The sequence below is a fragment of the Intestinimonas sp. genome, from assembly GCF_026169115.1.
Classification (GTDB): domain Bacteria; phylum Bacillota; class Clostridia; order Oscillospirales; family Oscillospiraceae; genus Intestinimonas.
In genome coordinates this window covers 25,209-47,633 of sequence record NZ_JAPFEA010000048.1, presented here as the reverse complement: position 1 = coordinate 47,633, position 22,425 = coordinate 25,209, and the positions used below count along the sequence as shown (strand labels likewise).

26 protein-coding genes are annotated in these 22,425 nt (G+C 65.2%); 9 read left to right on the top strand and 17 right to left on the bottom strand.

Annotated features, from left to right (window positions below; all coding sequences use genetic code 11):
- The first annotated feature begins 10 nt into the window (after window positions 1-10).
- The 8 genes from Q0Y09_RS04470 to Q0Y09_RS04435 are packed head-to-tail and all read left to right on the top strand — an operon-like array spanning window position 11 to window position 4,846.
- Window positions 11-583, top strand: a complete 573-nt coding sequence (locus Q0Y09_RS04470) for a LysM peptidoglycan-binding domain-containing protein (RefSeq protein ID WP_297718222.1) — start codon at window positions 11-13, stop codon at window positions 581-583.
- Window positions 583-1,533 (top strand): hypothetical protein, encoded by a 951-nt coding sequence (locus tag Q0Y09_RS04465; RefSeq protein WP_297718220.1) that lies wholly within the window; start codon window positions 583-585, stop codon window positions 1,531-1,533. Before Q0Y09_RS04470 ends, Q0Y09_RS04465 begins: the two co-directional genes overlap by 1 nt.
- Window positions 1,534-1,549: 16 nt before the next feature.
- Complete coding sequence (locus Q0Y09_RS04460; protein WP_297718217.1) at window positions 1,550-1,942, top strand: hypothetical protein; 393 nt, start codon at window positions 1,550-1,552, stop codon at window positions 1,940-1,942.
- Window positions 1,943-2,287 (top strand): hypothetical protein, encoded by a 345-nt coding sequence (locus Q0Y09_RS04455; RefSeq protein ID WP_297718215.1) that lies wholly within the window; start codon window positions 1,943-1,945, stop codon window positions 2,285-2,287.
- A 19-nt stretch (window positions 2,288-2,306) separates the two neighbouring features.
- Complete coding sequence (locus Q0Y09_RS04450) at window positions 2,307-3,362, top strand: baseplate J/gp47 family protein (protein ID WP_297718212.1); 1,056 nt, start codon at window positions 2,307-2,309, stop codon at window positions 3,360-3,362.
- The gene (locus Q0Y09_RS04445) at window positions 3,359-3,931 is read left to right on the top strand and encodes a DUF2313 domain-containing protein (protein WP_297718209.1); all 573 of its coding nucleotides are present in this window, start codon (window positions 3,359-3,361) and stop codon (window positions 3,929-3,931) included. Before Q0Y09_RS04450 ends, Q0Y09_RS04445 begins: the two co-directional genes overlap by 4 nt.
- Window positions 3,932-3,947: 16 nt before the next feature.
- Window positions 3,948-4,406 carry a carbohydrate-binding protein gene (locus Q0Y09_RS04440; RefSeq protein WP_297718207.1) on the top strand — a complete coding sequence of 153 codons (459 nt, stop codon included), beginning with the start codon at window positions 3,948-3,950 and terminating at the stop codon, window positions 4,404-4,406.
- On the top strand, window positions 4,403-4,846 hold the full coding sequence (locus Q0Y09_RS04435) for a holin family protein (protein WP_297718204.1): 444 nt from the start codon (window positions 4,403-4,405) through the stop codon (window positions 4,844-4,846). Before Q0Y09_RS04440 ends, Q0Y09_RS04435 begins: the two co-directional genes overlap by 4 nt.
- A 101-nt stretch (window positions 4,847-4,947) precedes the next feature.
- Here Q0Y09_RS04435 and Q0Y09_RS04430 read toward each other — a convergent pair whose 3' ends face one another.
- The 16 genes from Q0Y09_RS04430 to Q0Y09_RS04355 form a co-directional block, all read right to left on the bottom strand.
- A complete protein-coding gene (locus tag Q0Y09_RS04430; protein ID WP_297718201.1) occupies window positions 4,948-5,457 on the bottom strand; it encodes an S-layer homology domain-containing protein in 510 nt (169 codons plus the stop codon).
- A 101-nt stretch (window positions 5,458-5,558) separates the two neighbouring features.
- Window positions 5,559-6,278: a DUF5044 domain-containing protein gene (locus Q0Y09_RS04425; RefSeq protein WP_297718198.1), complete on the bottom strand. Its 720-nt coding sequence runs from the start codon at window positions 6,276-6,278 to the stop codon at window positions 5,559-5,561.
- Complete coding sequence (locus tag Q0Y09_RS04420) at window positions 6,275-7,072, bottom strand: permease prefix domain 1-containing protein (RefSeq protein ID WP_297718194.1); 798 nt, start codon at window positions 7,070-7,072, stop codon at window positions 6,275-6,277. Before Q0Y09_RS04420 ends, Q0Y09_RS04425 begins: the two co-directional genes overlap by 4 nt.
- A 13-nt stretch (window positions 7,073-7,085) precedes the next feature.
- Window positions 7,086-7,790: a DUF5044 domain-containing protein gene (locus Q0Y09_RS04415; RefSeq protein WP_297718191.1), complete on the bottom strand. Its 705-nt coding sequence runs from the start codon at window positions 7,788-7,790 to the stop codon at window positions 7,086-7,088.
- On the bottom strand, window positions 7,787-8,593 hold the full coding sequence (locus Q0Y09_RS04410) for a permease prefix domain 1-containing protein (protein ID WP_297718188.1): 807 nt from the start codon (window positions 8,591-8,593) through the stop codon (window positions 7,787-7,789). The genes Q0Y09_RS04415 and Q0Y09_RS04410 overlap by 4 nt, the downstream gene beginning before the upstream one ends.
- A gap of 11 nt (window positions 8,594-8,604) precedes the next feature.
- Complete coding sequence (locus Q0Y09_RS04405; RefSeq protein WP_297718186.1) at window positions 8,605-9,258, bottom strand: DUF5044 domain-containing protein; 654 nt, start codon at window positions 9,256-9,258, stop codon at window positions 8,605-8,607.
- The gene (locus Q0Y09_RS04400) at window positions 9,255-10,034 is read right to left on the bottom strand and encodes a permease prefix domain 1-containing protein (RefSeq protein WP_297718183.1); all 780 of its coding nucleotides are present in this window, start codon (window positions 10,032-10,034) and stop codon (window positions 9,255-9,257) included. The genes Q0Y09_RS04405 and Q0Y09_RS04400 overlap by 4 nt, the downstream gene beginning before the upstream one ends.
- Complete coding sequence (locus tag Q0Y09_RS04395) at window positions 10,034-10,378, bottom strand: PadR family transcriptional regulator (RefSeq protein WP_297718180.1); 345 nt, start codon at window positions 10,376-10,378, stop codon at window positions 10,034-10,036. Before Q0Y09_RS04395 ends, Q0Y09_RS04400 begins: the two co-directional genes overlap by 1 nt.
- 124 nt (window positions 10,379-10,502) lie before the next feature.
- The gene (locus tag Q0Y09_RS04390) at window positions 10,503-11,465 is read right to left on the bottom strand and encodes a D-2-hydroxyacid dehydrogenase (protein ID WP_297718176.1); all 963 of its coding nucleotides are present in this window, start codon (window positions 11,463-11,465) and stop codon (window positions 10,503-10,505) included.
- A 156-nt stretch (window positions 11,466-11,621) separates the two neighbouring features.
- Window positions 11,622-12,644 carry a rod shape-determining protein gene (locus Q0Y09_RS04385; RefSeq protein WP_297718173.1) on the bottom strand — a complete coding sequence of 341 codons (1,023 nt, stop codon included), beginning with the start codon at window positions 12,642-12,644 and terminating at the stop codon, window positions 11,622-11,624.
- Between the two features lie 265 nt (window positions 12,645-12,909).
- On the bottom strand, window positions 12,910-13,572 hold the full coding sequence (locus Q0Y09_RS04380; protein ID WP_297718170.1) for a ComF family protein: 663 nt from the start codon (window positions 13,570-13,572) through the stop codon (window positions 12,910-12,912).
- Window positions 13,569-13,745, bottom strand: coding sequence for a hypothetical protein (locus Q0Y09_RS04375; protein WP_297718168.1), 177 nt, complete (start codon window positions 13,743-13,745; stop codon window positions 13,569-13,571). The genes Q0Y09_RS04380 and Q0Y09_RS04375 overlap by 4 nt, the downstream gene beginning before the upstream one ends.
- 604 nt (window positions 13,746-14,349) lie before the next feature.
- Complete coding sequence (locus tag Q0Y09_RS04370) at window positions 14,350-16,563, bottom strand: ATP-dependent RecD-like DNA helicase (RefSeq protein WP_317380360.1); 2,214 nt, start codon at window positions 16,561-16,563, stop codon at window positions 14,350-14,352.
- 33 nt (window positions 16,564-16,596) lie between these two features.
- Window positions 16,597-16,938, bottom strand: coding sequence for a hypothetical protein (locus Q0Y09_RS04365; protein ID WP_297718165.1), 342 nt, complete (start codon window positions 16,936-16,938; stop codon window positions 16,597-16,599).
- 45 nt (window positions 16,939-16,983) lie between these two features.
- Window positions 16,984-17,469: a small multi-drug export protein gene (locus tag Q0Y09_RS04360; RefSeq protein WP_317380359.1), complete on the bottom strand. Its 486-nt coding sequence runs from the start codon at window positions 17,467-17,469 to the stop codon at window positions 16,984-16,986.
- Window positions 17,470-18,693: 1,224 nt separating this feature from the next.
- Window positions 18,694-18,918, bottom strand: coding sequence for a helix-turn-helix domain-containing protein (locus tag Q0Y09_RS04355; RefSeq protein ID WP_297718162.1), 225 nt, complete (start codon window positions 18,916-18,918; stop codon window positions 18,694-18,696).
- A gap of 65 nt (window positions 18,919-18,983) precedes the next feature.
- On the opposite strand from Q0Y09_RS04355, the gene Q0Y09_RS04350 reads away from it, so the two are divergent.
- Window positions 18,984-19,220, top strand: coding sequence for a hypothetical protein (locus Q0Y09_RS04350; RefSeq protein WP_297718159.1), 237 nt, complete (start codon window positions 18,984-18,986; stop codon window positions 19,218-19,220).
- A gap of 367 nt (window positions 19,221-19,587) precedes the next feature.
- Here the strand turns inward: Q0Y09_RS04350 and uvrA are convergent, their stop codons facing one another.
- Complete coding sequence (uvrA, locus tag Q0Y09_RS04345; RefSeq protein WP_297718156.1) at window positions 19,588-22,413, bottom strand: excinuclease ABC subunit UvrA; 2,826 nt, start codon at window positions 22,411-22,413, stop codon at window positions 19,588-19,590.
- Between the last annotated feature and the right edge of the window lie 12 nt (window positions 22,414-22,425).

Genomic DNA, 22,425 nt, shown 5'->3' with positions numbered 1-22,425 from the left:
GTGGTCCGCCGTGAAGCTGGCGGCTATGCGCTACAAGGACTATGTCTGGCCCCACAATCCAAGGACCTACACCATTGACTATGAGAGAAAAATGGCGGCGCAGAAGGTGCCCTTTGGCCGCTATCACTTGCAGGATCTGGGCCTTACCAGACGGGTCATGCGGGGGGAAGGGGAGTTTGTGGGGCCGACGGCCTATGAGGAATTCAAAAAGCTGGCGTCGGTCTTTTACCTGCCGGGGCCGGGGCCCCTCATCCACCCGGTGTGGCAGGCGGCGGAGGTCTACTTTGTGGAGCTTCGTCTCCGACAGGAGCCCAGGGCGGACTATGTGAGCTATGCCTTTACCTTCTGGGAGAGCAGCACCCAGACCGAGACCGCCATCCGGCGGGAGGAAACCTCCGCTGCCGACAGCGGCGGAACGGTCAGCCCGGACAGTACGGGAAAACTCCACACGGTGGCCGCCGGGGAGACCCTTTGGGGCATCGCCCGGGACTGCGGCCTGGACCTCACCGAGCTCATCGCCCTCAATCCCCAGATCAAAAATCCCAACCTGATCCTGCCCGGAGAGAAGGTGAGGGTGGGATGATGGAGTGGAGACTGTCCTGCTGGGACGGGGCCGTCCTGCTGCTGCCGGAGCCACTGGAGTGGGAGGTGGAATACACTGCCGGGACGCCCTGCGACAGCTTCCGGCTGCTGTGCGCCTGGGAGCCGGGGGCGGCCAGCGGGGTGGAAAAGGCGGTCACGCTCACGCTGACGGTGGACGGTGCGACATACTTCAAGGGCCTTGTAGACGAGGTGGAGCACCGGATGGACGGCTCCGGCGGCTGCCTGGAGGTGAGCGGCCGGGGCATGGCCGCCCTGCTGCTGGACAACGAGGCCATGCCGGCCGACTACCTCACCGCCACGGCGGAGGATATCCTCCGGGACCATGTGGAGCCCTACGGCATCCAGATATCCCAGGTGACCGGCCTTCCGGCGGTGAGCGGCTTTTCGGTACAGAGCGGCCAGAGCGAGTGGCAGGTTCTCTATCAGTTCGCCTGCTACCACGGGGGCATCACCCCCCGCTTTGACCGGGAGGGACGGCTGGTCATTGCACCCTTCGCAGACCGCGAGACCATGGTTCTGGGGGGAGATACCGCCGTGACCGGTATGGCGTGGCGGGTACGGCGCTACGGCGTCCTGTCCCAAATCTGGGTCCGGGACAGGACCCGGACGGCGGTGGAACAGGTGGAAAACCAGGTGTTTCTCGCCCGGAAGATCCAGAGACGGCAGGTCATGACCATGCCGGGTAAAAGCAATTATCAGGCCATGCGGTACAGCGGCGATTTCCAGCTCCGGCAGTCAGAAAAGGAGTACCAACGACTCATCGTCAAAGTGCCGGAGCTCTTTTGCGCCTGGCCGGGGGACCTGCTGCGGCTGGAGCGGCCCGGCTGGGACTGCTGCGGCGTCTGGCGGGTGCTGGAGGCCAGGGTGGCCGCCAATGCCTTGGGGGGCGGCACCACCCTTACCCTGGGCGCGCCCAACGGGGCCATTTGAGAGAGGAGGAAGGAGCATGTGGCTTTCCAGACAGAGCCGACGCTTGCCGGTACACGGCGAGCCGGCAGAGGTGGGGACGGTCACGCTGGAGGGGGAAAAGGCTGCGGTCTGTCTCACCGGCGAGCGGCGGGACCTGACCGTGCTCAGCCCCGGCGGTTACTGCTGGCGGCCAGCGGAGGGGGAGTCCGTTTTGGTGCTCAAATCCGGCGTTGACGGCGAGACGCTGTGGGTGGCCGGAGTACCCGGCGGCGGGGAGCTCTCCCCCGGCGAGGTGTGCATCCAAAGCCGGCGGGCGGCGGTCTTTCTGGGCAACGACGGGGCGGTGGACCTGCGGGGGACGGTGAAGCTCAACGGCGTCCCCATTGAGAAGCTGTTTGAGCCCAAAAAGGAGGAAGGGGGGGAAAATTGAATGGCGCTGCTGCTTAAGGACGGCGACTATGTGGCCGATGAGCGGGGCGGGCTCCGGACCGTGGAGGGGGCGCAGGACCTCCTCCAGCGGGTCCTCTTCCGGCTCCAGGTCCGGCGGGGGAGCTTCCCCTTCCTCCCGGAGCTGGGCAGCCGGCTTTACCTGCTGCCCCGGGAGAAGCCCGGCGTTCGTCAGGCCCTGGCCCGGCAGTACGCCGCCGAGGCCCTTCGGGGGGAGGATGTGGAGGTCGCTGAGGTGACCGTGGAGGAGGAGCATGGGGGAAGGCTCAGAGTCCTGGTATCGCTGGAATGGGAGGGAGCGCGCCTGGAAGCGGCGGTGACCCTGTGAGACAAGGGAGGAATTTGGCGTGAAGAGCGTGGAGGAGATCTACAATGAGATGATGGCGGACTACGCCGGGGCCACCGGCGCCGAGGCCGCGGCAAGCAGCGACCTGGCGGTGCGGATGTACGCCATGGCCGCCCAGGTGTTTTCCCTCTATGTCCAGTGTGAGTGGGTGGAGCGGCAATGCTTTCCCCAGACGGCGGAGGGGACGAGCCTGGATATGCACGCCCAGCTCCGGGGACTGGAGCGGCGGGCGGCCACGGCGGCGGAGGGCGTCCTGCGCTTCACGGTGGACGCTGCGGCGGGTCAGGACCGGGAGATCCCCGCTGGCACGGTGTGCATGACGGCGGGACTGGTGCGCTTTGAGACGGTGGAGCCCGGCCTGCTCCGGGCAGGGACCACCCAGGCCGATGTCCGGGCCAGGGCTCTGGAGCCGGGCAGCGCCGGCAATGTGGCGGCGGGGACCGTCCTCACCATGGCTGTGGCCCCGGTGGGGGTGAGCCGGTGCACCAATCCGGCGGCCTTCTCCGGCGGCACCGACCGGGAGGACGACGAGACCCTGCGGGCCAGGGTGTTGGAGACCTACCGCCGGATGCCCAACGGTGCAAACGCCGCCTTTTATCAGCAGGGCGCCCTCTCCTTTGAGGAGGTGGCGGCGGCCACGGTGATCCCCCGGCCTCGGGGGGTGGGGACGGTGGATGTAGTAGTGGCCACCGGGGCCGGAGCTCCCGGCTCTGAGCTGTTGAAGACATTGACGGACTATTTCGAGGAGCGGCGGGAGATCGCCGTGGACCTCCAAGTCCGGGCTCCCACTATGAAGGAGCTGGCGGTCTCCGTCCAGGTGGCGGCGGCCGCCAACAAGGACGCCGGACAAGTGCGGGGTGCGGTGGAGTCCGCCCTGCGGGCCTGGTTTGACGGACAACGACTGGGGGAGGACGTGCTGCGGGCCAGGTTGGGAGATATCATCTACGCCGTGGAGGGCGTGGAGAACTACCGGCTCCTGGAGCCCGCTGCCGACGTGGTGGTGGCCGCCGACGAGCTGCCCCGGCTGTCCGCCCTGACTGTGGAGGCGATGGCATGAGCTATGCTGAGGCATTGAAGGGGCTGCTGCGGCCCCTGGGGGTCTATCAGCTGGAAAGGGGCTTTGGAGCTGGGGAGCTTGTCGGTGCCGGGACCGCATTGGACGGCTGCGGCGCCGCGCTGGACCGGGTGGAACGGGAAATGCTCCTCACCACCGCACAGGATACCGGATTGGAGGCAGTGGAGGAACTGCTGGTCCGGCGGCCCGTGACAACCTCTTTGGAGCGGCGTCGGGCGGCCCTGGCCGCCCTGCTGCGCATTGGCGGGGACAGCTTTACCCTGACGGCCATCAACGACAACCTGTCCGGTTGCGGCCTCAACGCCGTGGCCAGCGAGACCGGCAGGCCGGGTTATGTGGAAGTGCGCTTCCCCGACGTGCCCGGCATACCCGACGGTTTTGAGGAGCTGCGGCAGATCATTGAGGACATCCTGCCCTGCCACCTGGAGATCGAGTATGTCTTCTGGTATGTCACCTGGGAGCGGCTGGAGCGGCTGTTCAACACCTGGGGCGACATTGAGGCTGGGGACTATACCTGGGAGACGCTGGAGACGCTGGTGCGGGATACCTAGAAGGGAGAGAGGAAACATGAGAGCAGAGCAGATCGCCCGGGGGGTGATCCTCTACGAAAAGGACCGGTATGACCTGGAGCAGGAGGCGGCCCTTCTGCTGTCCAGGCGGCAGGCCGCCGCCCTCGGCGACGAGGAGGCCGCTCAGGTGGGCGCCCTCTTCCCGGAGTGGAAGGCGGGGACCGCCTACACCGCCGGGGAGCGGATCTCCGACGAGCGGGGGAACCTCTACCGGGTGGTCCAGAATCACACCAGTCAGGCCGACTGGCCCATGGAGAAGACCCCTGCCCTCTACACCCCCCTTGGGGTGACCACGGAGGAGCCGGACGCCATTCCCGAGTGGCGGCAGCCCGCCGGGGCACACGACGCCTACCATAAGGGAGATCGGGTGAAATATCATGGTAAGATCTATGAGAGCACCATGGATGGAAACGTATGGGAACCCGGAGTGACTGGATGGATCGAGGTGGAGCTGTGAGCAGACTGAAAGATGCTGCATTGGCCCTGGCCGCCATGGCAGGCAGCGCACTCTCTGCCGCCTTGGGGGGATGGGACGCCGCCTTACAGACCCTGCTGGTCTGCATGGCGCTGGACTACCTCTCCGGGGTGGTGGTGGCCGGCGTCTTCAAGCGGTCCGACAAGAGCGGAGACGGCGCGCTGGACAGCCGGGCGGGGTTCCGAGGACTGTGCAAGAAGGGGGCCGAGCTGGCCCTGGTGCTGGTGGGGGCCCGGCTGGACCACCTGCTGGGGGGCGACTGGGCCAGAATGGCGGTCATTTTGTTCTTCATCGGCAACGAGGGACTGTCCATCCTGGAGAACCTGGGGCTCATGGGGGTGCCCTACCCGGCCTTCCTCCGGGAGGCGCTGGACGTGCTCAAAGAGCAGAACGACCGGGGACAAAATGATTGCGATATGTAAAAAGAGGGCGTCAGATTCCAAAATGGAATCTGACGCCCTCTTTTTGCTATGCAAAAGCATAGCAAAATTGGCCCTATGCCGCTCTCTTGGCGCATGAAGTTTTATGGCTGTTCACAGCAGAACCGGTGAAAAAGGTCGGCGGCCTCGGCGGAGGTCAGGGTGCCGCCGGGGTCCAGACGGCTGTCCGGGGACCGATCCAGCAGTCCGGTGTCTGCGGCCCAACAGAGGGCGTCGTCCGCCCAGGGAGACGGTTGGGGACAGCCGATGCACCCGGCTGCCCCGGTGGGGAGGGTGGTGTCCCGGCCCTGGAGGGCGGCCCAGCGGCGGAGGAGGACGGCGGCCTCCTCCCAGGTGATGGGGCGGTCCGGCTCAAAGCGGCCCCCGCCGGTGCCCAGCACCAGCCGCTGCTCCGCCGCCCAGCCTACCGCCGTGGAGCAGGGGTCGTCCCGGTGGACGTCGGAAAAGCCCTGGGCGGCGTCTCCGGGGACAGCCCCGGCGCTCTCCCACAGCAGGACCACAAAGTCTCCGCGGGTGACGGCGTCGGGGGAGGCGGCCCGGACACGGGGTAAGAGCAGCAAAAGCAGCAGAAGCAGGGCGGCGGAGGTTCGCATGGCACTCCCTCTTTTCAAAGTGGTGTGCCATAAAATACCATTTAATGGGAGGCGGGTCAAGGGGAAGGCTGTCGGGGGCGGGTGGGAAATATGAGCTCCCGTCAGGAAAGGCCGGAGTCGTAGATCAGCTTGCCGTCGGCATCATAGCCCCGGAGGGTATGGTTGGCGGAGTAACCGCCGGCGCGGCCCTCCAGGGGGTTTGGGAGCCGGACACGGGCCAGCCACACGCCCTCTGCCACAGGCTGGGCCTGGGCGGTGACGGGGTCGGACTCCATGGAATCGCTGTAACCCTCGCCAACGGCCAGACGGTAGGTGTAGTTCATGGTGATCTCCACCCGGACGATGGCGGGGTCCAGGGCGCAGATGGCCCACAGATATTCTGTGTCTCTGTCCACCCACTGTCCGTCGAAGAGATAGGGGGCGGCGTCGGCCTGGGCCAGCTCGGCGGCGGTCAGAGGCACTTCCTCGGTGGGGGTGAGGACCTGGAAGCCATAGTACCGGATGTCATGCTCCCGCCACAGAGGGCCGGGGGCCTGCTCCAGCACCGCTGCGGCGAAGGAGCCACCGAAGCGCCCCACCATCCAGGCGGAGGGGCGACGCAGGTAGCGATTGGAGTAGCCCTCCTCAAAGGTGACCTCCCCCTGGGCTACGATCTCGCCGGGACCAAAGCCGTTGGCGGTCTCCAGGGCCCGGTAGGCCAGCTCCCTGGTGGGCCAGGCCCAGCCGGTGGACCACCAGGACAGGAAGAAGGTCAGGACCAGCAGAATGAGACTCAGGGTCAGCCGGACCCGGATGGGAAGGGGACGTTTTGGGGTTTTCATGGCGTCTCTCCTCCTTCCAGGGAAACGGTGAAGGTGACGGACCCCCGGTGGGTGTCCAGGGTGAGGGTGAAGCGGCGGGCGGCGGGGTCGGGGTCCTCTAAAAAGATCCGGCAGAGGTCCCGCAGGCGTCCACCGGAGCTTTGAAAGAAGACCTGATCGGAGCCGTATTGGTTGCCCAGGTCGTCCACGGCGGAGCAGGGCTGGCCCACCGGGTCCAGCGACTCCAGCCAGGGCTGGGGATGGAGGACGGAGACCAGGAAGACCAGCTGCAGCGCCCTTCCGCCTTTCCCGTCCGGTTGGGAGAGGAGAAGGGCCTTCCCGGCGGGGGAGAGCCGGTAGGGAGGGATCTCCCCGCCGCCGGTGACGGTGCCGGTGGTTTGAACGGTATCACCGTCGTTGAGGACGTAGTGTTCCATAATATACTGCGGGTCCTGCTCCTTCAGAGCGTCGCCCAGGTCTTCCAAAGAGACATCGATAGAGGTGCCGCTCCCGAACAAGGTGCCGATTACCAGGCAGAAAGTCAGGCCGAAGAGCAGGATGGCGGCGTTGAGGGCGGCGTAGTAGATCCGCCAGGGCCAGGGGGAGTGGAGGGCGTCCAGGGCCTTGCCCACCTCCTCCGGGTCGCCCATGGCGGCCACGGCGGCCTCCTCGGCCTGATCCCGGCCCATGCCCTCCGCCATGAGGGCGTCCATGTGGTCCTGGATGTGGTCGGAGAGCTCCTGCCGGACGGCGGGGGCCTCCTCCTGGCACCGGAGCTGCCCGGTGACGCGTTCACAGAATTGGTGGCGGTACATGGAAGCCCTCCTTTCACTGGGGGATGTAGGTATAGACCAACTCTCCGGCGGCGTCGTAGCCCCGGAGGGCCACATAGGTGCTGCCGTTGCTGTCGTCCGGGACGGCGTGGGCCAGCCACAGGCCGCTGCCCGGTTCGGTCTCCGTAGCGGTGACTGTGACGCCGTGGTGGAGGCCCCAGTCCGGGTCCTGTTCCAACTCGTCCCGGCTTACCAGGTCTATGGTCACCTCCACCCGGACGATGTCCGGGTCGGCGGAGGCCACCAACAGCAGATAATCCCAGCCGGAGGTATGGACCAGGCCGGAACTGACGGTGTAGATGGGGTCGCTGACCAGGAAAACGTAGGTAAGAGGCTTTTCCTCGGTGGGGATGAGGACCTGATAGGACCAGAAGAGATCCTCGGTGCTCCGCCATAGAAAACCCCACTTGGGCCGGAGGACGGAGACGGCGTAGCGGCCATCCCGCTCACTCACAACGAAGTGGGTGCCCGACTGACCGAAAGGAGAGGCGTCCTCGGCGTGGGTGATCTCCCCCTCCGCCACGATCTCCCCATGGCCGAAGAGGTGTTCACGCTCCAGCGCCCGGTGAGCTAGGGCACGGGTGGGCCAGGCCCAGCCGGAGAGCCACCACAGCAGGAGGAGAGTCAGGACCAGCAGGAGGGCGGTCAGCCCCGCCCGAAGGCGGACAGGCAGGCCCTCCCAACGCTCCCGCAGTCTCATGTGGACGCACCTCCTTCCTCCAGGGTCACGGTAAAGGCGATCTGTTTCCCGGCGGCGGTCACGGTGAAGGTGAAGCGGCGGGCCTCCGGGTGGGCGTCATAGAGGGAGAATTCCTGGTGGCCCAGGAGCCGCCCGCCGGTGGATTCGGTGTAGGAACCCAGGTCCTCCGGGCCGTAGGTGTTGCCCAGGTCGTCCCGGGCGGTGAGGGCATACCAGGGGAGGTCCACGTCGTCCAGCCAGGGCTGGAAGTGGGCGGTCTTGACCAAAAAGGTGAGCCGCAGGCCGCCGGAATGGACGGTGCCGTCATCGTATGTATGGTCGGGGCGGTAGACCAGCAGGGCCTCCCCCTGGGGGCGGAAGGTATAGTCTCCCAGTCTGCCGCCGCCGGTAACCGTTCCAGTGGCCCGGATCTCCTCGTCCCAATTCTCCCGGACGAGGCCCTGAGCGGCGGAGGTGGCTGTGGTAGTGGGGAAGAACCGTGGGGAGGGCAGGTCCTCGGTCATCAGGTTCTGGAGGGCCAGCACCACCGCCAGGGCCAGGACCAGCTTGCAGGACCACTTGCACAGGAGAAGGACCCGCCAGGGCCAGGGGGAGTGGAGGGCGTCTAGGGCCCTGCCCACCTCCTCCGGGTCCCCCATGGCGGCCACGGCGGCCTCCTCGGCCTGATCCCGGCCCATGCCCTCCGCCATGAGGGCGTCCATGTGGTCCTGGATGTGGTCGGAGAGCTCCTGCCGGACGGCGGGGGCCTCCCACCGGCACCGGAGCTGCCGGGTGACGGTATCACAGAATTGTCGGCGGTCCATGGGGTACCTCCTTACAGGTCCAAAGCGGCGGGGCCGAAGAGATAGTCCCAGCCCTCGGGAGCGCCCGTAGGGGTGGGGGAGCGCCACACCAGTTTTCCGTCGGCGTCATAGCCGGAGAGACGGAAGCGGGAGGAGTAGGTCCAGCTTTGCCCATCATGGTATGGAAGGAAGAGGGAGAAGCAGCCGTTTTGTCCCTGGTCCTGGGTGACGGAGATCAGCTGTACCTCGCCCCCGCGCGGGCGGACGGGAAACTCTAGGGTCACCGAGACGATGGCGGGGTCGCTGGAAAAGACGATGATAGGATCGTTCTGGAAGAGGTAAAAGCTGTCCTCCAGAGGGGTCAGGGGCTGGTCCGGGTCATTTTTTACCGTCTTCGTCAGGCCCGTGTCCCACCAAAATGGGCCGAACCTTAGGACGCTGACCACACCGTACCAGTCCTCCCAGCGAACGGCGTAGGAGCGGCTGTAAATCAGAGGTTCTTCCAGGGTGCAGAGGACCTCCGAGGGGCCGAAGCAGTACCGTCGCTCGGTGGCCCTGCGGGCCAGCCCGGCGGTGGGGATGGGGAAGTCCAGGGCATAGAGGATGACCGCCAGGGAGAGGAGCAGTAGCAGGCCGCACCGAAGCGCCTTCTGGCGGCGGGTGAGGGTGGTGCCGGTTCCTTTCATGACAGCGCACCGCCTTCCAGTGGGATGGTGAGGGTAAATTCCCGCGGGCCGTAGTAGTCACAGATCAGGGTGATCTCCGTGGCCGAGGGATCGACGGGGGAGACCCACATATCGTAATAGGTAACAAAGGGAGAGCTGATGTCACTCATGAAATTTCCCGTGGAACTGCCGGCCCACGTCTGTTCCCGGAAGCAGGGGTAGAGGTTCCCCACATCGTCCTCCGCCCGGATGAGATATTGCAGGGTCGGGCGCCGGAGCCAGGGATTTTTATGCTCCACCCGCAGCAGGTAGTAGAGGGTCCAAGAGTCCTCCTTTTCAGCCAGCCGCGCCCCCTCCACGGAATAGGTGTAGTCCTCGCCCCGGTAGATGGCGGTGGGGTGATACACACGGCCATCAGCCCACTCCGAAGTGGCGGCGGTCCATACCTCCACTGACCGGAGCGGACCGGTCACATGGAGAAAAAGTCGCCGGCAGGAGAGAAACAGCAGGATCAGGGCCGCTATGCTGCAGACCTTGGTACACCAAGTCAGCATCCGCAGCAGCCACCCGGCCACAGGGGAGTGGAGGGCGTCCAGGGCTCTGCCCACCTCCTCCGGGTCCCCCATGGCGGCCACGGCGGCCTCCTTGGCCGCTTCACGGGAGAGCCCCTGGGCCTCCAGAGCGGCGGCGTGGTCCTCCAGGTGGTCCCACAGCTCGGACTGGATGGACACCCGGTCGGGCCGGAAGCGGACCTGCGCGCAGACGGCGGCGCAGTACCGGGTGAAGGGGCCGTCCATCAGGCCAGGGCGGGGGCGCACCCCGCCAGGATGGCGTTCACCTTCTGGGAGAAATCCACCCACTCCTTCTTCTGTTCCTCCAGGGCCCGCAGGCCCTTCTTGGTGATCCGGTAGTACTTCCGGGTCCGTCCGCTGTCGGCCTCTTTGGTGTAGGACTTCACCGCCCCCTCCCGCTCCAGGCCATGGAGGATGGGGTAGAGGGTCCCCTCCTTGAGGGTGAAGGTGTGGTCGCTCCGGGCGTCCAGCTCGGCGATCATCTCATAGCCGTATTTGTCGCCGGTGGAGAGCAGGGAGAGGACCAGCAGGGTGGTGCTGCCGGAGAGCAGGCTTTTGTCAGCTTTCATATAACTCACTCCTTTCACATATGGATGGAATACCTCGGCTTTCTAGGTATAATATACCTCGGGGCTCTAGGTATGTCAAGGACGAAAACGGCGCGGGAGAAGGCTTTCTCCCGCGCCGTTTTTCTTACTTCATGCGGTTTTTCAGGGGTTCCCCGGCCAGATAGCGCTTCAAATTTTCCAGGGCGATGGCCACGATCCGCTCCCGGGTGCCCTCCAGGTGGAGGCCGCCGGCCACATGGGGCGTGAGGAGCAGGTTGTCCATGTCCCAGAGGGGGGAGTCGGCGGGGAGGGGTTCCGGCTCGGTGACGTCCAGGGCGGCCCCCCACAGGCGGCCCGTCCGGAGGGTCTCGGCCAGGGCCTGGGGGTCCACGGCGGAGCCCCGGCCCCCGTTGAGGAGGATGGCGTCGTCCTTCATGAGGGAGAGCCGCCGCCGGTCCATGAGGTGGACAGTCTCCGGGGTCTGGGGCAGGGCCAGAGCCACCACGTCTGCCCGGGGGAGCCAGGCGTCCAGCCCGTCCAGGGCGTGGACCTCGTCCAGGCCGGCGGGGGGCGGACAAGCCGTCCGCTTGAGCCCCACAGTGTGGGCCCCCATGGCCTGGCACAGGGCGGCAAAACGCTGCCCAATGTCCCCAGCCCCCACCACCAGCACGGTGGCGCCGGAGAGGGTCTTCACCATGCCCAGGTCGGTCCAGCTGTGGCCGCGCTGCCGGTCCCGGTACTGGGGCAGCCGCTTCATCAGAGCGAGCAGGCAGGCAAAGAGGTGCTCAGCCACCGAGGGGCCGTAGGCCCCCACAGCGGAGGTGAGCATGGCGCCGTCGGGGAGCGCGCCGGGCTTCAAATACACGTCCACCCCGGCGCTCCAGGTCTGGAGCCACTTCAAGGTGGGGGTGGCGGCGAGCACGTCAGGGGGCAGACTGCCCAGCACCACCGTGGCCCCCTCCACAGCACTGGGATCAGAGAGGGGGACGGTGAGGCCGCTGTTGTCCATGAGGGGGAGGAACCGCTGCTCCACGCCGGGGGCGGCGGCCAGGAACTGGGCCCGCTCCGCCGGTGTGAGGAGCAGGGCGTTGAGGATACGTTCGGACATGGCGGGGACCTCCTTGAGATGGGATAAGATGAGCATGCTCAGATGTGGAAAGACCATCGTTGACGGAGTTGTCCGTCAGGGGTACAGGGAAGACCTGAGAAAAACGGGATGACGTTTGACGTCATCCCGTTTTTGTTATGCGAAGAGCGCGCCGGGTCAGTTCATCTGCTTCCGGCGGGAGATGTTCATGGTGCCGTCCTGCATCTCGCCCACCCACTCCAGGCTCTTGCCAGTGCCGTAGGCCACGCAGGAGATGGCGTCCTCGGCCACATAGGTCTCGATACCGGTGTGGGATTCGATGAGCTTGTCAAAGCCCCAGACCAGGCTGCCGCCGCCGGTCATGACGATGCCGTTGGTGGAGATATCGGCCACCAGCTCGGGGGGCGTGCGCTCCAGGACGCCGTGGATGGCCTCCAGGATGCGGGTGGAGACCTCCTCAAAGGCTTCGATCATCTCGGAGGAGGTGACGGTGAAGACCCGGGGCAGGCCGGTCATGAGGCAGCGGCCCTTGACCTCGAAGGTCTGCTCCTCGGGGCGGGGGAAGACGCAGCCGATCTGCATCTTGATCTCCTCAGCAGTACGTTCGCCGATGAGCACGTTGTGCTTGCGGCGTATGTACTTGATGATGGCCTCGTCAAATTGGTCGCCGGCGATCTTGATGGAGGTGGACTCCACGATGCCGCCCAGGGAGATGACGGCGATGTCGGTGGTGCCGCCGCCGATGTCCACCACCATGTGGCCGTCGGGCTTGGTGATGTCGATGCCGGCGCCGATGGCGGCGGCCAGGGGCTCCTCAATGAGGAAGACCCGGCGGGCGCCCGCCTGGATGCCGGCGTCCACCACGGCCCGCTCCTCCACCTCGGTGATACCGGAGGGGACGCAGATGACCACGCGGGGCTTGAAGAGCCGGAAGGAGGCCGCCTTGCGGATGAACTCCTTCAACATACGCTCGGTCATGTCAAAGTCGGAGATGACGCCCTCACGCAGGGGGCGGATGGCGACGATGTTGCCGGGGGTACGGCCCAGCATCTGCTGGGCGTCGGTGCCCACCTTGAGGAGGGTGCCCTTGTCCTTGTCCATGGCCACCACGGAGGGCTCCCGCAGCACCACGCCCTTGCCCTTTACATATACCAGAATGGAAGCGGTACCCAGATCGATACCGATGTCTTTCGCGAACATACCAGCACCTCGAAACACTTTGAGCTTTTCCTTTATTTTAGCCAAGAGACCCATGGTTTAATCTCCTTTGTAAAAACACGAATGAAAGAAGGTCAACCCGGCCCAAAGGCCGCAAACAGGCAGGGTGACCCAAATATAGAACTATTATATAAGGAGTTCCGACGCATTTCAACCTTAATTTCAAATAAGAGGATACGAAAATCACCCGAAAAAAGGGGCGGAAACCGTCTTTTTGCGGTGAAGCACCCTCAAAAGGGGGACAAGGCTATCTCCTGGCCCGGGCCAGGGTGACGCAGACCACGTCGGCGGCGCCTGCGGTGCGCAGGGTCCGGGCGCACTCAGAGAGGGTGGAGCCGGTGGTGACCACATCGTCTATGAGGAGGATGCGCCGTCCGGCGATCAGCTCCGGGTCGGTGGGGCGGTAGGCCCCCAGGACGTTGGCCCGGCGGGCGCTGTCGTCCTTGCCCAGGCCGGACTGGGCGTCGGTGTCCCGGACCTTGGCCAGGGTCTCGGCGGCCACATCCCCCAGCTCCAGGGCGGCGGCCTCCGCCAGAAGCATGGCCTGGTCGTAGCCCCGGGCCTTCCGGCGCTGCGCCGACAATGGCACCCAGGTGATGAGGTCGTACCGCCCCGCCAGGTGGTCCCGGACGCACTGGGACATGAGCCGGCCATAGACCCCGGCATAGCCCCGTGAACCCTTGAATTTGTAGCGGTGGAAGGATTCCCGTACCTGGTCCTGGTACCAGAGGGGAGAGGCGCACAGGGAGATGAACTCCAGGGTCTGCTCCGCCTCCGGCCCCAGGCGCCAGGGCAGGTGCTCCTGACAGCCGGCACAGATGCCGTCTTCGCCCCTGCGCAGCAGCTTCCTGCAAAAAACGCACTTGGGCGGGAAGATCAGGTCCAGCAGGACCTCCACCGGGCCGGTCATGACGGCTCCTCCAGGTCGATGGGACCGTGCTCCTTTTCAAATTCCCGGACACAGGTGGTGATGAGATGCAGGATCTGCCGGCTCATGGAGCGACCATCGTAGGCGGCAATATATTGCAGCTTGTCGTGGAGCTCCCTGTCCATGCGGATGCTCAGGTGGGTCCGTTTTTCCATATGCCCTGTCTCCTCTCCTATGAGGTAAACAAAGCATATCCCACGCAATAAAAGTTAAATAAAATTTAGTGCATTACTAGTGCTTAAAATTTTGGAAACTACACCGTTCAGATATAGGGGGGGCTAATAGCGGCCCACAACGCCTTCCCCTGGGGGAAGGGTGGCTGGCCGAAGGCCAGACGGATGAGGGGAGACGCCGGACCCAAGATGACCTTCCGCCTCCCAGGGGGAAGGTGGCATTTGCGGAGCAAATGACGGATGAGGGGGGGGACTGGGTGTGGTTTTGCGCTCCGGCCACCCCCCGTAGGGGCGCACCTGCGTGTGCGCCCGCGGGATGCCCGCTGGACTGCATCCGGGCCGACACATAGGTCGGCCCCTACGGTGGACAACGGGCGATCCCTGTTTTGTGGGGCGCGGCTTCCCAGACGCGCCCATGCACCACGTCATTCTATGGGGCCCGCCGGGGTCGTCGGGCCCCACAACAAAAGAAATACCGCGCCGAAACACCGGGCCGGTGAGGACACCGGCCCCTACAACACCACCGTAACGTTGGCGTAGGGGCCGATGTCCTCATCGGCCCGCCCGTAGGCGTAGCGCCCCCTCCTCACGACCCCCTGGCCAGTCTGGCCCGCAGACCGGAGTAGCGGCGCTGCTGGCGGTCGTTGCGGACCATCTGGGCCACCTTTTCCTCGTCTCCCACCAGGATGAAGAGCTCTTTGGCCCGGGTGATGGCGGTGTAGAGGACGCCCCGGGAGAGGAGCATGGGGGAGCCGTCGCTGACGGCCAGGATGACGGCCCGGTACTCGCTGCCCTGGGCCTTGTGTACGGTCATGGCGTAGGCGGGCTCCAGCTCACCCAGCATCTCGGGGGCGTACTCCACCAGCCGCCCGTCGAAGTCCACGGTGATGAGCTCGCCCCTGGGGTCCATGTCGGTGATGCAGCCGATGTCACCGTTGAAGACCCCCATGCCCGCCGAGCGGCCCTCCCGGTCCTTCCACATGATGTCGTAGTTGTTCTTCACCTGCATGACCCGGTCCCCCTGACGGAAGAGGTAGGGTCCGAAGCGCCGCTCCCCCTTGCCGGGCTGGGCCGGGTTGAGGGCCTCCTGGAGCCGCTGGTTGAGGGAGAGGGTGCCGCTCTGGTGCTTGCGGGTGGGGGAGAGGACCTGGATCTGGTCGGCGGGGATGCCCATTTTCTCTGGCAGCCGGGTCCGGACCAGCTCCACGATGGTCTCCGCCGTCCGCACCGGATCCCGGCGGCGGAGGAAAAAGAAATCCTTCTGGTGGTTGGTGAGGTCGGGAAGTTCCCCCCGGTCCACCCGGTGGGCGTTCAGGACGATGGCGCTCTCGGCGGCCTGGCGGAAGATCTCGGTGAGGCAGATGGTGGGCACCCTGCCGCTGCGGATGAGGTCGGAGAGGAGGTTGCCCGGCCCCACGGAGGGGAGCTGGTCCGGGTCGCCCACCAGAATGAGACGGCAGTCGCTGCGCAGGGCGGAGAGGAGGGCCCGCATCAGGGGCACATCCACCATGGAGGTCTCGTCCACGATGACGGCGTCGGCGGAGAGGGGCTCGTCCTCATCGTGGGCGAAGATGAGTTGCCCGGTGTGCTGGTCGAACTGGGTCTCCAGCAGCCGGTGGATGGTGGCGGCCTCGGTGCCGCAGGCGTCCCCCAGCCGCTTGGCGGCCCGCCCGGTGGGGGCGGCTAGGGCAGTCTCCAGGCCCAGGGCGTCAAAGAGGGCGAGGACGCCCCGCAGGCAGGTGGTCTTGCCGGTGCCGGGACCGCCGGTGAGGAGCATCACCTGCCGCTCCGCCGCCAGGGCCACCGCCTGACGCTGCTGGGGGGCGTAGGTGATGCCCTGGGTCTCCTGGATGTCGTCCAGCAGCCGCTCCAGATGGGCGGGGGGCAGCAGCTCCCGGGCGCACATCTCCTCCAGCCGCCAGGCCACGTACTCCTCCGCCTCCTGGATGGAGGAGAGGTAGCAGGCGTCCTCCCCGGCCACCTCCTCCCGGGTGAGGAGCCCCTGGTGCTCCAGGGAGTCCAGGGCCTCGGTGAGCCCCGCCCCCTCCACTCCGATGAGCTGTCCCGTGGCCCAGAGCAGCTTCTGGACGGGGAGAAAGGTGTGGCCGTTGCTGAGGTTGTGAGTGAGCTCGAAGAGGACGCCGGCCTCCAGCCGCTGGGGGTCCTCCCCGTCCAGGCCGATGGCCAGGGCCAGCTCGTCGGCGGTGGAAAAGGGGACCCCCAGCTCCTCGTCCACCAGCAGATAGGGGTTGTCCCGGATCACATCCAGGGCCAGGTTGCCGTAGCGGCGGTAGAGGGGCATGCCCAGCTGGAGGGGCAGGCCGTGCTCTCCCAGAAAGTCCAGCAGACGCCGCATGCCCATCTGGAGCCGGAAGGCTTCACTGATCTGGAGGGCCCGCTTGCGGGTGATGCCCTTGATCTTGGTCAGGCGCTCCGGCTCCTCCTCCAGTACGGTAAAGGTGTCGGCGCCGAACTCCTCCACCAGCCGCCGGGCGGTGGCCGTCCCCACGCCGCGGATGGCGCCGGAGGCCAGGTACTCAAAGATGGCCTTTTCCCCCACGGGGATCCGCCGCTCCACGATCTCGGCTTTGAACTGCTCGCCGTAGGAGGAGTGGCGGGCCCAGGTCCCCTGGACGGCCAGACCCTCGCCGGGAGCGGCGCCGGGCATACAGCCCACCACCGTCACCGGCTCCCCGTCTCCCACGCTGAGACGGAGGACCGTGTAGCCGTTTTCCTCGTTGCGGAAAATGACGGACTCCACCGTTCCCTCCATCAGGGTGAGCTCTTTGGTCGTCTCCAAGTCGTCCTACTTCCTTCCAGTCGTGATGGGACCTCAGCTCGGGTCCAGATAATCGGCCAGCCGCTCCATGGGGCAGACCACCACCTCGGGCAGACTGTTGACCAGGGCGGCGGCCATGGCCCTGCCCCTGGCGTCCAGGCCGGCGTCTGCGATGAGCACGGTATAGTGCCGGGCCCCTCCCAGCCGCAGCCATAAAAGCTCCTTCACAGTCTGTTCCAGCCCGGAGCCGTCCCCCTGGACGGCCACTACGGCGCAGGCGCGGGGCTCTTCCCCAGCCCGGGCGAACAGGGCCCGGCGGAAGAGAAGCCACAGGGCGGAAAAGAGGCCGAATACGGCCAGCAGGGACAGCAAAACCTCAAAAGCGGCGTACAGCAAAACGATCCACCTCCGCGCCATCCTATGCGCGGAGGTGGGAAAGGGTCAAAAGATCGAGGTGAAGCCGTAGGTGATACCGGTGATGAGGAATCCGGCGATGAGGATGCCGGCCAGGATGGAGGGCATGGCCTTCCGCAGGCGCATGTCCAGAAAGGCGGCGATGAGGGCGCCGGTCCAGCCACCGGTGCCGGGGAGGGGAATGGCCACGAAGATCATCAGGCCCAGATAGCGGTATTTCGTGACCTTGCGGCCCTTCAGGTGGGCCTTGGCCTCCAGCTTGTCCACCACCCGGTCCAGCTGGGGCAGGTGGCGGCGCATCCACTTGAAGATGCGGCGGATATAGACCACGATGAAGGGGAGGGGGATCATATTGCCGAGCACGGCGCAGAGAAAGGCGGTCCAATGGGAGAGCCCGTGGGCCACTCCCCAGGGAATGCCGAAGCGCAGCTCCAGGACGGGCACCATGGAGACCAGGACGGTGGAGACCATCGCGCCCAGCTCGGTATCAGTCAGCCATTGCAGGAGATCCAAAGTTCGTTCACCTCGGGGACCATTGTACCATACCGGACAGGCAGTTGACGATAAAGATTTTGTGAAATTTTCGGCAGGGGCGGCGATTATCCGCCCGCCGTATCGATATGGCACCACCTGATTGTGTGGGGCGCGGCTTCCCAGACGTGCCCACGGTACCACGCTTTTTTGTGGGGCGCGACGACCCCGGCGCGCCAAACCACCTCGCAACGTGGTCCCAAACTGGGTGGCCGTCCTATATGGTGGCCCTACAAAACCACCGCAACGTTGGCGTAGGGGCCGATGTCCTCATCGGCCCGTCCTGCCGTGCATAAAGGCTTCCCTGGGGGGCTGACTGTTCGGGGAACAGTCAGATAAAACCATATCTTCCTCGACCTGTGCTGTCGAGCGGAGGGAGACGGGTGAGGGGAAAGTCCAGTTCATTTCCGATACCCACCCTCATCCGTCATTTGCTTCGCAAATGCCACCTTCCCCCTGGGAGGGGGAAGGTCCGTGGGGGCGGGCGGACACAGGCCGCCCCTACGCCAACGTTACAGTGGTGTTGTAGGGGCGGCGATCATCCGCCCGCCGGCGGTCCACCAGCCCCCCGTGCGCCGGCGGCGTTACGAAGTAAGCCGACGGTGCAAACAACGTAGCAATAGAAGACTTGGGGGGTACATCCAATAGGGGGGCCGCAGCCCCCCTGTGTTGGTCGTTTTAAGGGGAGGATTGTCAAGGAGGGGGAAATCGAAATCCCCCTCCTTGACTGACTCTTTCGCCCCTTTCTGGTCATTCAGAAAGGGGCCCGCCGGAGGCCGTTCTCCATCGGAGATGGTCGCAGAAGATTTTCTTCTGAGCAAAAGTGATTTCTGTTTGCGGTGTTGTCCGCCCTGCCGGGGGCGTTCCTTTCTGCTTGTGCAGAAAGGAACCAAAGACACCCCAGAGAGGGGGGATTCCGATTTCCCCCCTCTCTGGACTCTCCCCCTTGAAACGGCCAAGCACAGGGGGGAGCTGCGGCTCCCCCCTATTGGATGTACCCCCCAGGCTGCTCTACTGCCAGGCAATTCGCATAGGGGACCCAAATGGAGCCCAGCGAAGCGGGTCCATTTGGGAGATGAGGGGCAAGGGAGCGGAGCGAGAAATACCCGCAGGGTGTTTTGAGCGGTGCGGACGTTGCCACGACGACGTAACGCCCGTGCAGCCCGGGGAGCAAGAGGAGCACCGGCGGGTGACCAATAGCCGCCTCTACGATTCCATCAGATCCCGTCCCAGAAGGTAGTCCGTAGTGACGCCGAAATAGTCCGCCAGCTTCAGAAGGGTAAGGGACGGTACGTTGACATATCCATATTCCATGCGCTGATAGTGCCGGTCCGTGCAGTCCAGCAGAAGGGCCATGTCCGATTGCTTGAGTTTTTTTGCCTTTCGCAGGGCTTTCAGCCGGGCGCCAAAAGGCTCCATGATTTTTTCCATCGCATCTCACCTACTTGACACGACATTAAAAGACGTATATAATATACGACATAGGAGGTGGTATTTTGGATCAATTTTTACCGTGGCTCTATGCCCGCTACATCTATCCCTACCAGGAGGAGCACGTCCTGGGGAGCGGCTACGAGCTGGACCTCTCCCTCATGGACGGCAATCTGGACCTGGAGGAGCGTGTGAACTTCGATAAGAGCCGGGAGTTTTTCTCCCTCCAGGCTTTTGTGCTGGGGCTGCGGACGGGGGTCGGTTTGTCGGAGTGTTTCTGGAGCAAAGGGCCGGGGGCTTGACCCCTCCCCGTTATTCTGAGGCGAAGCCGAAGAATCCGTCTCCCTCGTCCCCCAAGGCCGGTGACAGGAGGAGGGAAACGGACCCTTCGCTGCGCTCAGGGTGACAGGTGAAGGGCTGCGGTACAAAAACGGGGCTTACTCCCGCTCCAGCACCGTCTTCAAGTAGTGCCCGGTGTAGGAGGCGGCGCATTGCGCCACCTCCTCGGGGTGCCGACAGCCACAATGGTACCGCCGCCGTCGCCAACCCCATGGGGCAGGCCCCATGGGGACCCCGAAGATTTGATCTGCTCGGGCGGAATGAATCCGCCCGGCATCAAGGTTTTGGCCTGTGGCCAAAACGCTTGGCAGGGGGGCGACGGCATCTCTTTTACTCCAACACTGCTTTCAGGTAGTGCCCGGTGTAGGAGGCGGCGCATTGCGCCACCTCCTCAGGGGTGCCGACAGCCACAATGGTACCGCCGCCGTCGCCCCCCTCGGGGCCCAGGTCGATGATGTGGTCGGCGGTCTTGATGACGTCCAGGTTGTGCTCAATGACCACCACGGTGTTGCCCACGTCCACCAGCTTCTGCAAGACCTCGATGAGCTTGTGGACATCGGCGGTGTGGAGACCGGTGGTGGGCTCGTCCAGGATATAGATGGTCTGACCGGTAGAGCGCTTGGCCAGCTCGGTGGCCAGCTTGACTCGCTGGGCTTCACCGCCGGAGAGCTCGGTGGAGGGCTGGCCCAGCTTCACATAGCCCAGGCCCACCTCCTGGAGGGTGCGGATCTTGTTGTAGAGCCGGGGGAGGTTTTCAAAGAAGGGAAGGGCCTCCTCCACCGTCATGTCCAGCACCTCATAGATGTTCTTGCCCTTGTAGCGGACCTCCAGGGTCTCCCGGTTGTACCGCTTGCCCTTGCACACCTCGCAGGGGACATAGATGTCGGGGAGGAAGTGCATCTCGATTTTGATGAGCCCGTCGCCGGAGCAGGACTCACACCGTCCGCCCCGGACGTTGAAGGAGAACCGGCCCGGCCCATAGCCCCGGGCCTTGGCGTCGGGGGTGGAGGCGAAGAGTTCCCGGATGTCGTTGAACAGACCGGTGTAGGTGGCCGGATTGGACCGGGGAGTCCGGCCAATGGGGGACTGGTCGATGTCAATGACCTTGTCCAAAAACTCCTCCCCCTCGATGCCGGCGTGCTTGCCGGGCCGGGTCTTGGCTCGGTTTAGGTCAGCGGCCAGCCGCTTGTAGAGGATCTCGTTGACCAGGGAGGATTTGCCGCTGCCGGAGACGCCGGTGACGCAGGTGAAGGTTCCCAGAGGGATGGACACATCCACATTTTGCAGGTTGTTTTCCGCCGCCCCCCGGACGGTGAGGAAATGGCCGCTGCCGGTCCGGCGCTGGGCGGGGACAGGCACCTGCTTCCGGCCGGAGAGGTAGTCGCCGGTGATGGAGCCGGGGGTGTTTATGATCTCCTCGGCGGTGCCGCAGGCCACCACCTGCCCGCCGTGGACGCCGGCCCCGGGGCCGATGTCCACGATGTAGTCGGCGGCGCGCATGGTGTCCTCGTCGTGCTCCACCACCAGGAGGGTGTTGCCCAGATCCCGCAGATGCTTCATGGTGTCCAGCAGCATGTCGTTGTCCCGCTGGTGGAGGCCGATGGAGGGCTCGTCCAGGATATAGAGGACTCCCATGAGGGAGGAGCCGATTTGGGTGGCCAGGCGGATGCGCTGGCTCTCGCCGCCGGAGAGGGTGGCGGCGGCCCGGCTCAGGGTCAGGTACTGGAGACCCACCGACTGGAGGAAGCCCAGACGGCTTTTGATCTCCTTCAAAATGCGCTCGGCGATGCGCATCTTCTGCTCGCTGAGCACCAGGGCGTCGATGAAGGCCAGGGCCTCGGTCACCGACTTGCGGCAGAAGTCGTCGATGTTGATGTCCCCCACGGTGACGGCCAGGGCTTCTTTCCGCAGCCGTTTGCCGCCGCAGTCGGGGCAGGGCCGCTGGGACATGCACTCCTCCAGGTCCCGGCGCATGGCGTCGGACTGGGTCTCCCGGTAGCGGCGCTCCAGGTTGTTGACCACGCCCTCAAAAGCCTGCATCAGGGTGCCCTGGCCATTCTCCCGCTCATAGGTGAGCTTGAGCTTCTCCCCCTTGGTGCCGTAGAGGATCACGTCCAGCACCTCGTCGGACAGGTCCTTCACCGGGGTGGTGAGCTTGAACTTGTACTTCTTGGCCAGGGCCTCGAAGTACATCCGGGAGATGGAGTCCCCCTTCACGTTGTTCCAGCCGCTGGCGGTGATGGCCCCCTCCAGGATGGAGAGGTCCCGGTTGGGGAGGATGAGGTCCACGTCCACCTTGAGCTGGGAGCCCAGACCGGTACAGGTGGGGCAGGCGCCGAAGGGGTTGTTGAAGGAGAACATCCGGGGGGAGAGCTCCTCAATAGAGATGCCGCAGTCCTCGCAGGCGTAGTTCTGGGAAAAGAGGATGTCCCGGTCCTCCCCCACGATGTTGATGAGGACCAGCCCGCCGGAGAGGGCGGAGGCGGTCTCCACCGAGTCGGTGAGCCGCCGGGCGATGTCGGCGCGGATGACCAGCCGGTCCACCACCACCTCGATGTTGTGCTTCTTGTTCTTGTCCAGGCGTATCTCCTCGGTGAGGTCGTAGATGGAGCCGTCCGCCCGGACCCGGACGTAGCCGGAGCGGCGGGCGTCCTCGAAGATCTTGGCGTGTTCGCCCTTCTTGCCCCGGATGACGGGGGCCATGACCTGGATGCGGGTGGCCTCGGGGAGGGCCATCACCTGATCGATGATCTGGTCAATGGTCTGCTGTTTGATCTCCTTGCCGCACTTGGGGCAGTGGGGGGTGCCCACCCGGGCCCAGAGAAGACGGAGGTAATCGTAGATCTCGGTGACGGTGCCCACGGTGGACCGGGGGTTTTTGGAGGTGGTCTTCTGGTCGATGGAGATGGCGGGGGAGAGACCGTCGATGTAGTCCACATCGGGCTTTTCCATCTGGCCCAGAAACATCCGGGCGTAGGAGGAGAGGGACTCCACATACCGCCGCTGGCCCTCGGCGTAGATGGTGTCGAAGGCCAGAGAGGACTTGCCGGAGCCGGACAGGCCGGTGAGCACCACCAGCTTGTCCCGGGGGATGGTGACGTCGATGTTCTTGAGGTTGTTGGCGCGGGCGCCCTTGACGTAAATATGGTCGAGCATGGCTGTGTCGGT